This window comes from Actinomycetes bacterium (assembly GCA_035489715.1).
Classification (GTDB): domain Bacteria; phylum Actinomycetota; class Actinomycetes; order JACCUZ01; family JACCUZ01; genus DATHAP01.
This window is the reverse complement of the sequence record DATHAP010000145.1, coordinates 1-8,609: the sequence shown is the minus strand read 5'-3', so window position 1 is coordinate 8,609 and position 8,609 is coordinate 1. Positions and strand designations below refer to the sequence as shown.

Here is an 8,609-nt window from a genome sequence, read left to right as displayed (position 1 = left end):
CCGACCTTGTCGGTCATCGTCTGGGCGAGCTTGTCCGGCATCAGCCCGGCGGCGGTCTGGGCCAGCTTGCCCGCGGTGGCGCCGTGCGCCTCCATGCCGACCGCGTCGATCACGCTGTCCGGGCCTCGGCCGCCGGTCATCTCGATCAGCGTCTCGGTCACGTCGTCCACCGAGCGCAGGTCGAGCGTCTCCACGCCGTGCCGGGCGGCCATCTGGAGCCGGGCCTCCACGTCGTCGACCCCGATGACCCGGCCGGCGCCGAGCTGACGGCCGATCCGGGCGGCCATCTGGCCGATCGGGCCGAGCCCCATGACGGCCAGCGTGCCGCCCTCGGGCACGTCGGCCCACTGCACAGCCTGCCAGGCGGTCGGCACCACGTCGGAGAGGAAGAGGTACTGCTCGTCCGGGGTGCCCTCCGGCACCTTGATCGGGCCGAAGTGGGCCTGCGGCACCCGCAGGTACTCCGCCTGGCCGCCCGGCACCGACCCGTAGAGCGAGGTGTAGCCGAAGAGCGAGGCGCCCTTGCCCTGCTCCTTGACCTGGGTGGTCTCGCACTGCGCGAACAGCCCTCGCGAGCACATCCAGCACGACCCGCAGGAGATGTTGAAGGGGATGACCACCCGGTCGCCGGGCCGGATGTGGGTCACCTCGGCGCCGACCTCCTCGACGATGCCCATCGGCTCGTGCCCGAGGACGTCACCGGGAGTGAGAAAGGGGCCCAGGACCTCGTAGAGGTGCAGGTCCGACCCGCAGATGGCGGACGAGGTGATGCGGACGATGGCGTCGGTGGGGTGCTGGATGGTCGGGTCCGGGACGTCGTCCACGCGTACGTCGCGCCGCCCCTGCCAGGTGAGTGCTCTCATGATGCGCGCCTACCCACTCCAATGCGGACAAGTCCGGCTGCTCCGGGCAATGCGTGGGACTTCTTCCCGTCGTGACGCTAGGTGACGGCCGCCGCGCGTGGTTATCTCGGCCTATGCGCCGGATGTCCCGTGCTCTGCCGACCGCGTGGGTGGTCGCGGGGTCGGTCGGCGCGCTGACCGCGGTGCTGGTGCCGGCCGGGCCGTGGCGCTCCGTGACGGTCCTGGCCGTCGCCCTCGGCGCTGCCGCCGTGGTGGTGCTCGGCACCCGGCTGCACCTGCCTCCCGCGCCCCGGCCGTGGTTGCTGCTGGCCGGCGCCCTGGCCGCCTTCGCCGCGGCCGAGGCGGTCACCGAGTGGGTGGACCGGCCGTGGGCGGTCGACGCCCTGCGCCTGGCGGGTTACCCCCTGCTGGTGGCTGCCCTGGTGGCCGTCTGGCGGGCCCGGCGGTCCGACCCCGGCTCGGTGGGCTGGGCCGGCTGGGTCGACGCGGCGGTCGTCGCGGTCACCGCTGCCCTCGGCTACTGGGTCTTCGTCGTCGACCTCGAGGGACTCGACACCACCGCGCGAGCCGTGCAGCTGGCCTTCCTCGTCGCCGACGTGGTCGTGGTCGCGCTGGTCACCAGGCTCGTCGTCGCCGACGTGTCGAGCAGCGCGTTCGTGCTGCTGGCCGCGGGCGTCGCGGTCCTGGTCGGCGTCGACATCGCCGTGCTGCTGCAGACCGACGTGACCACCGAGCCGGCCTCCGTCCTGACGCACGCGGGCTGGCTGGTCGCGTCGGTGCTGCTGGCCACGGCTGCCCTGCACCCGTCGATGAGCACGGTCACCGAGGTGGCACCGGCGCGGGAGGAGCCGGAGGACGCGGCCACCCGGCTCGGCCTGCTCGGCGCCGTCGTCCTGCTGCCGCCGCTGATCATCGGGCTGCAGGCGGTGCGCGACGACACGTCCGACGTCCCGGTGCTCGTCGTCGGGATGGTCCTGCTCATGCTGCTGGTCCTGACCCGGGTGGGCCTGCTCATGCAGTCGGTCGCGGTCACCGCGGAGCGCGAGCGGACGCTGCGTGCGGCGGCCGCCGCGTTCGTGGCCGGCGGCGACCGCCGTGGCGTGCACGCCGCAGCCCTCGACGCCGTCGACCTGCTCCTCGGCGGCACCGTCGTGGTCAGCCGGATCGTCGACCTGGTCGACGCGAGCGGGCAGGAGGTCATCGTGACCGCCGGCGGCCGGCGCCTCGAGGCGAGCCGGAAGCCGGTCGCCCACCCGCTGCTGCGCGCCGTCGAGTCGGCCGCACCGGGCTGGCCGCGGGTCGAGTCCCTGGACCGCGACCTGCTGGCCCGGCTGGACATGCGCGGCCGACGCGGTCACCTCGTGGTGCGCCGGGTCGCGGTCCACGACGAGCTGCTCGCGCTGGTCGTCGTCGTGACCGCGGCGACGCCGGACGTGGGCACCATCGAGACCCTCGACACCCTCGCCGCGCAGCTCGGTCTGGCCCTGGAGTCGCAGACGCTCAGCGCCGAGCTGCACCTGCGCCAGGGCGAGGCGCGGTTCCGGGCGCTGGTGCAGAACTCCTCCGACGCGATCCTCCTGGTCGACGGCTCGGGGCTGGTGACCTACCAGGGCCCGTCCGCAGAGCGGGTCCTCGGCTACCGGCCGGAGGCGTTGCTGGGCAGCGGGCTCGAGGACCTCAGCGACCCGCAGGACCTGCTGCGGCTGCAGTCCCAGCTGACCGAGGTGCTCGCCCGCCCCGGGCTGAGCCGGCGCATCGAGCTGCGGCTGCGTCGTCAGGACGGCGAGCTGGTCGACGTCGAGGCGGTGCTCAACAACCTGCAGGCTGACCCCAGCGTCGGCGCGACGCTGGTCACGGTCCGCGACATCAGCGAGCGCAAGCGCTTCGAGCTGACCCTCACCCACCAGGCGTTCCACGACGAGCTGACCGGACTGGCCAACCGTGCGCTCTTCACCGACCGGGTGGCCCACGCCCTGCGCCGTCGGGAGCGCGACTCCCGGGTCATGGCCGTGCTGCTGCTCGACCTCGACGACTTCAAGACCATCAACGACAGCCTCGGCCACGCCGCCGGCGACGCCCTGCTGCGCGCGGTGTCCGAGCGCCTGGAGCACCTCGTCCGTCCCGGCGACACGACGGCGCGGCTGGGCGGCGACGAGTTCGCGATGCTGCTGGTCGACCTCCCCTCCGAGGAGGCCGCCGTCGTCGCGGTCGAGCGCATCCTGGCGACGCTCGCGCAGCCGCTGGTCATCGACGGCCGCGAGGTCTTCGCCCACGCGAGCATCGGGGTCGCCTTCGCCGGCGACGAGACCATCGACCCCGCTGAGCTGGTGCGCAACGCGGATGCCGCGATGTACGTCGTCAAGACCGACGGCAAGGGCCGCTACGCCATCTTCGAGCCGCACATGCATGCCGCGGCGGTGCACCGCCTCGACCTGCGGGCCGGCCTGCAGCGCGCGATCGACAACGGCGAGTTCGTCCTGCACTACCAGCCGATCGTGTCCATGCAGACCGGGCGCATCGCCGGGCTCGAGGCCTTGGTCCGGTGGGAGCACCCGCAGCGGGGCCTGATGGCGCCGGACTCCTTCATCCCGCTCGCCGAGGAGACCGGCCTGGTCGTGCCCCTGGGGCTGTGGGTGCTGGACCGGGCCTGCCGGCAGGCCGCGGAGTGGGCGCGGCTGGACCCCGACGTGACGGTCAGCGTCAACGTCTCGCAGCGCCAGCTTCGCCGGCCCGACTTCGAGCAGGACGTCGACCGGGTGCTTCGCGAGTCCGGCGTCGACCCCGGCCGGGTCAACCTCGAGATCACCGAGAGCGCCGTCATGAGCGACGTCGCGTCGACCATCCAGCGCCTCCAGGAGCTCAAGGCGCTCGGCGTGCGGATCGCGGTCGACGACTTCGGCACCGGCTACTCGTCGTTCAGCTGGCTGCGGCAGCTGCCGGTCGACGTGCTGAAGATCGACAAGGAGTTCGTCGGGGAGCTCGGCCACCGGGAGCAGAGCGGCTTCCTCGTCGCGACCATCATCGACCTCGCGCACAACCTCGGCCTGCGCACCGTCGCCGAGGGCATCGAGCGCACAGCCCAGCTGGACCGGCTGCGCGACATGCACTGCGACCTCGGCCAGGGGTTCCACGTCGGCCGGCCCATGGTCGCCGCCGACGTCGTCGACCTGCTCGCGGTCGACGACGGCCGGCACCGGTCCACCCAGTCCGCCTAGCCGCCGGCTGGTCAGGCTGGTCGGCCTAGTCTGCGCGGGTGCCGGACCTCACCTGGCTCGACTGGGCCGTGCTGGCCGGCGCCGTGGTGGCGATCGGTTTCGCCAAGACGGCCGTGTCCGGCACCGGGTCGCTCGCGGTCGCCGGCTTCGCGCTGGTGCTGCCCGCGCGGGAGTCGACCGGCACGATCCTGCCGCTGCTCATCCTGGGCGACCTGTTCGCGATCGGCTTCTACCGGCGGCACACCGACTGGGGGCTGATCCGACGGCTGCTGCCGTGGGTGGGCATCGGCATCGTCGGCGGTGCTGCCTTCGTGGCCGCCGTGGACGACACGGTCATGCGGCGCACCATCGGTCTGGTGCTGCTGGTGCTGACCGTCGGGCAGCTGGTGACCCGCGGTGGCCGGCTGACCCGCTGGCTCGGGCCGCCCCGGGACGGGGCGCCCTCGACCGGTCACCGGTGGGCTGCGGCGGTGGCCGGTGTCGCGGCCGGCTTCGTCACGATGGTGGCCAACGCCGCCGGCGCGGTCATGACCGTCTACCTCCTGCTGTCCGGGCTGGCCATGCTCCAGTTCCTGGGAACGGCGGCGTGGTTCTTCTTCCTGGTCAACGTGGCCAAGCTGCCGTTCAGCATCGGGCTCGGCCTGGTCGTCCCGGGCTCCCTGCTGCTGGACCTGGTGCTGGCGCCGCTGGTCGCCGTCGGGGCGTTCGGCGGCCTGGCGCTGGTCCGGCATATGGACGAGGACCAGTTCGAGAAGGCGGTGCTCACCCTGGCTGCGCTGTCGTCGGTGCCGCTTCTGCTGTGAGTGGCCGGACCGGCCGAAGCGGAGACGGGCGAACGCGGCGCGGTGTCTGATGGCGATGTGACCGACCGGCAGACCTCAGCCCAGGACACCCGCTCGAGCGTGCGACTGGCGTCCGACCGCTCGGTGCTGGTCGCGGTCCTCGCCACGACAGCCGTGTCCCTGGTCGGCGCGGCCGTGTCGGTCGCCGGCGACCTCAGCCCCACCTACCTCGACGCGCTCGGCCCGGACGGTCACCTGTCCGTGCCGCTGCCGATGACGGTCTTCCAGGTCGTCATGGCCCTGCTGGCCGGCACGCCGCACCGGCGGCGCGCGCTGGCCGGCTCGGGCCTGCTGGCCGTCGCCGTCACCGTCGCACTGGTCTCCGGGCTCTTCGACGGCGGCTACACCGACGACCGGCTCGACGCCGGCCAGCGGGTCGTGCAGGTGCTGCTCGTTCTCGGTCTCGTCGCCGTCGCCGCACTTGCCGGTCGCCGGCTGGTCCAGGTCCTGCGCGCGCCGCGCTGACGCTGGACGCACCTGAGAGGTTTCCGGCGCGGGGCGCGGTGCACCATCGGGCGTGCCCCGCACCCGTCACCTCGCCGACCTCCGCCGCACCGCCCGGGAGCGCTTCGGCTGGACCGACCTGCGGCCGGGCCAGGCCGAGGCGATGGCCGGTGTCCTCGACGGCCGGGACACCCTCGTCGTGATGCCGACCGGGGCGGGCAAGTCGGCGGTCTACCAGGTCACCGCGCTGCTGCTCGACGGGCCCACGGTGGTGGTGTCACCGCTGATCTCCCTGCAGCGCGACCAGGTGGTGTCCCTGCTGGGCATCGAGGGCGGGGCAGCGCGCAGCATCGACTCCGGGCTCTCGCAGGCGGACCGGGCGGCGACGTACGACGCCCTCCACTCCGGAGCCGTCGAGTTCCTCTTCCTCACCCCGGAGCAGCTGCAGCGCCCCGACGTCGTGGCCGAGGTCGCCGCCGCCCGGCCCTCGCTCTTCGTCGTCGACGAGGCCCACTGCGTGTCGTCGTGGGGACACGACTTCCGGCCCGACTACCTGCGGCTGGGAGGTGTCGTCGAGCAGCTGGGCCACCCGACGGTCGTGGCACTGACCGCCACCGCCTCGCCCCCGGTGCGGGACGAGATCGTGGCGTCGCTGCGGCTGTGCGACCCCCACGTCGTCGTGCAGGGGTTCGACCGACCCGAGATCGACCTGCAGGTCGAGCGCTTCCAGGACGACGACGAGAAGCGCGAGGCGGTGGTGCTGCGCGCGGCGGCGGAGCCCAAGCCGGGGCTGGTCTACACCGGGACCCGCAAGGACGCCGAGCGGTACGCCGCCGAGCTCTCGGCCATCGGGCTGCGCGCCGCCGCCTACCACGCCGGGCTGCCGGCGGCGCAGCGGCGGACCACGCACGACGCCTTCCTCGCCGGTGAGCTCGACGTGGTCACCGCGACGACGGCGTTCGGCATGGGCATCGACAAGGCGGACGTGCGCTTCGTGCTGCACGCGCAGGTCGCCGACTCGCTCGACTCCTACTACCAGGAGGTCGGCCGCGCCGGGCGTGACGGCCGGCCGGCGACGGCGGTCCTCTTCTACCGCGAGGAGGACCTCGGGCTGCGCCGGTACTTCGCGTCCGGGCTGCCCAAGGAGCAGGACCTGCAGCGCGTCGCCACCCTCGTCGGGCTGCACGACGGAGCGGTCGATGTGACCGACCTCAAGCAGGCCTCCGGCTTCCGGCTGACCAAGCTGGCGTCGCTGGTCAACCTGCTGGAGCAGGTGGGGGCCCTGCAGCCGGTGGACGGCGAGCGGCTCGACGTCGGTCCGGACATCGTCGACCCGGCAGGGGCAGCTGCGGCAGCAGCGGAGGCCGCCGCGGATCGCCAGCGGCTGACCCGGTCGCGGGTCGACATGATGCGGGGCTACGCCGAGACCCAGGGCTGTCGTCGGCAGTACCTGCTCGCCTACTTCGGGGAGGTGTACGAGGCGCCGTGCGGTGCCTGCGACGCGTGCCGGGCCGGTCGGGTCGACGACGCCGGAGCCCCGACCCAGGGCAGCTTCCCGCTGAACAGTCAGGTGGTGCACGCCGAGTGGGGCGAGGGCGTGGTGATGTCGAGCGACGGTGACCAGCTCACCGTCCTGTTCGAGTCGGTCGGCTACAAGACGCTGCTCGAGGCCGCGGTCACGGGCAACGGGCTGCTGCGCCCGACCGGCTGACCGGTGGGCCGACCGGCGGCGCCGATTTCCCGCGGCGCCAGCGGCGCTAGCTGCGGACCCAGGGCGACCAGTGCCGGCGGCCGCCGACCCAGTCGCGGCCGACCACCTCGCCCTGCGGAGTCTCGCCCACGGCCTTCACGGCTCCGCGGACCTGTGTGGGGCCGTCGAGGCAGCTGCGCGGCACGCTCAGCCGCACCGGGCCGTCGGTGAAGACGTCTGCCCTCGCCCGCATGCCCGGGCATGCCTGGACCTGCAGGTCGGCTCGGCTCCACCCCTCGACGCCGAGCAGGCGCGTGCCGCCGGCGTTGGGGATGACGTCGACGACGAACTCCGGACCGCGGTCTGCCCGGTCGACGTCGATCCAGAACGTGACGGTCGTGAAGACGCCGCTGTCGAAGTCCGGCAGGCCGGTGTGCCGGGCGCGCAGCACCAGCCGGTTCGGCGTGTTCAGCGTCGAGTGCCGGACGTCGAGCGCGACCAGGTCGACGCCCTGCCCGCTGTCACCGGTCGGGTCCGGGACGGTGGCCTTCGCCGCAGCAGCCGGTGCCGCTGTCAGGGCCGTGACCAAGGCGGCCACTCCCACGAGGACCGTTGCCCTGAGCCTTGCTCGACGGATCGTCATGGCCTGCTCCTTCACCTCGGTGCCCGTGCCGGCACGCCCATGCTGTCAGCGCGACGCGTGCGCGGCGAGACGACCTTGGTCACCTGTGCGCGTCGACGAGCTCGCGTTCACGGTCGTTGCGGCGCTGCCGGGCGCGCCGCAGGACCGCCACGAGCACTCCGACGACGATCAGGCCGTAGACGCCGTAGTTGATCGGGTCGCTGTACTTCTCGACCGACGTCCATCGGCTCCCGAGCTGGTGGCCGAGCAGCACCAGCACCACGTTGTAGCCCGCGCTGCCGAGGTCGTGTAGCCGACGAAGGGCAGCAGTGGCATCCGTGCGATGCCGACCGGGATCGAGACCAGCGAGCGCACCCCGGGCACCAGCCGGCCGACGAGCACCGCGCTGCGCCCGTGCCGGTCGAACCAGCCCTGCGCCAGGTCGACGTCGTCGGCGTTCATCAGCGGCAGCCGCTCGGCGATGCGGCGCGTCCGGTCCCTGCCCAGCGCGGCCCCGGCCCAGTACAGGACCAGGGCGCCCACGACCGACCCGACGGTGGCGGCGACCAGGACGGCGGCCAGCGAGAGCTTGCCCTGACCCGCGAGGAAGCCGGCGAGCGGCAGGACCACCTCGCTGGGCATCGGGGGGAAGAGGTTCTCCAGCGCCACGAGCGCGGCAACGCCGACGGCGCCCATCGCGTCGATGACGTCGAGCACCCAGCCGGCGAGCCCGCCGAGGTCGGCGATCTTGTGAGCGTGCACCAACCCGTCGTGCTCGCCGAAGAGGCCCCCTACGCAAGAAGGTGCTGGTCGTTGCGGTCGTACGTCGTCAGCCGGAGCCGGCCGCGCCGCTGCCGGCGCTGACCCGCAGCGACGACGTGTCGACGGCCTCGAACGCCGACGCCGGGATCGACTTGAGCTCGTCCAGCAGGC

General features: G+C 73.3%; 7 protein-coding genes. 4 read left to right on the top strand and 3 right to left on the bottom strand.

The window, feature by feature from the left end:
* A partial coding sequence (locus VK640_11675) for an alcohol dehydrogenase catalytic domain-containing protein (GenBank protein HTE73842.1) occupies positions 1-863 on the bottom strand: 863 nt, incomplete at its 3' end.
* A gap of 122 nt (positions 864-985) precedes the next feature.
* Here VK640_11675 and VK640_11670 point away from each other — a divergent pair.
* The 4 genes from VK640_11670 to VK640_11655 all read left to right on the top strand — a co-directional run bounded on the left by VK640_11670 (position 986) and on the right by VK640_11655 (position 7,075).
* Positions 986-4,078, top strand: a complete 3,093-nt coding sequence (locus VK640_11670) for an EAL domain-containing protein (GenBank protein ID HTE73841.1) — start codon at positions 986-988, stop codon at positions 4,076-4,078.
* A gap of 38 nt (positions 4,079-4,116) precedes the next feature.
* Complete coding sequence (locus tag VK640_11665; GenBank protein ID HTE73840.1) at positions 4,117-4,881, top strand: sulfite exporter TauE/SafE family protein; 765 nt, start codon at positions 4,117-4,119, stop codon at positions 4,879-4,881.
* Between the two features lie 99 nt (positions 4,882-4,980).
* Positions 4,981-5,385, top strand: a complete 405-nt coding sequence (locus VK640_11660; protein ID HTE73839.1) for a hypothetical protein — start codon at positions 4,981-4,983, stop codon at positions 5,383-5,385.
* A gap of 52 nt (positions 5,386-5,437) precedes the next feature.
* Positions 5,438-7,075 (top strand): ATP-dependent DNA helicase RecQ, encoded by a 1,638-nt coding sequence (locus tag VK640_11655; protein HTE73838.1) that lies wholly within the window; start codon positions 5,438-5,440, stop codon positions 7,073-7,075.
* Between the two features lie 46 nt (positions 7,076-7,121).
* Here the strand turns inward: VK640_11655 and VK640_11650 are convergent, their stop codons facing one another.
* Entirely contained in the window at positions 7,122-7,697 is a 576-nt protein-coding gene (locus VK640_11650) for a hypothetical protein (protein HTE73837.1), read from the bottom strand.
* Between the two features lie 168 nt (positions 7,698-7,865).
* Entirely contained in the window at positions 7,866-8,438 is a 573-nt protein-coding gene (locus VK640_11645) for a DedA family protein (GenBank protein HTE73836.1), read from the bottom strand.
* Positions 8,439-8,609: the final 171 nt, after the last annotated feature.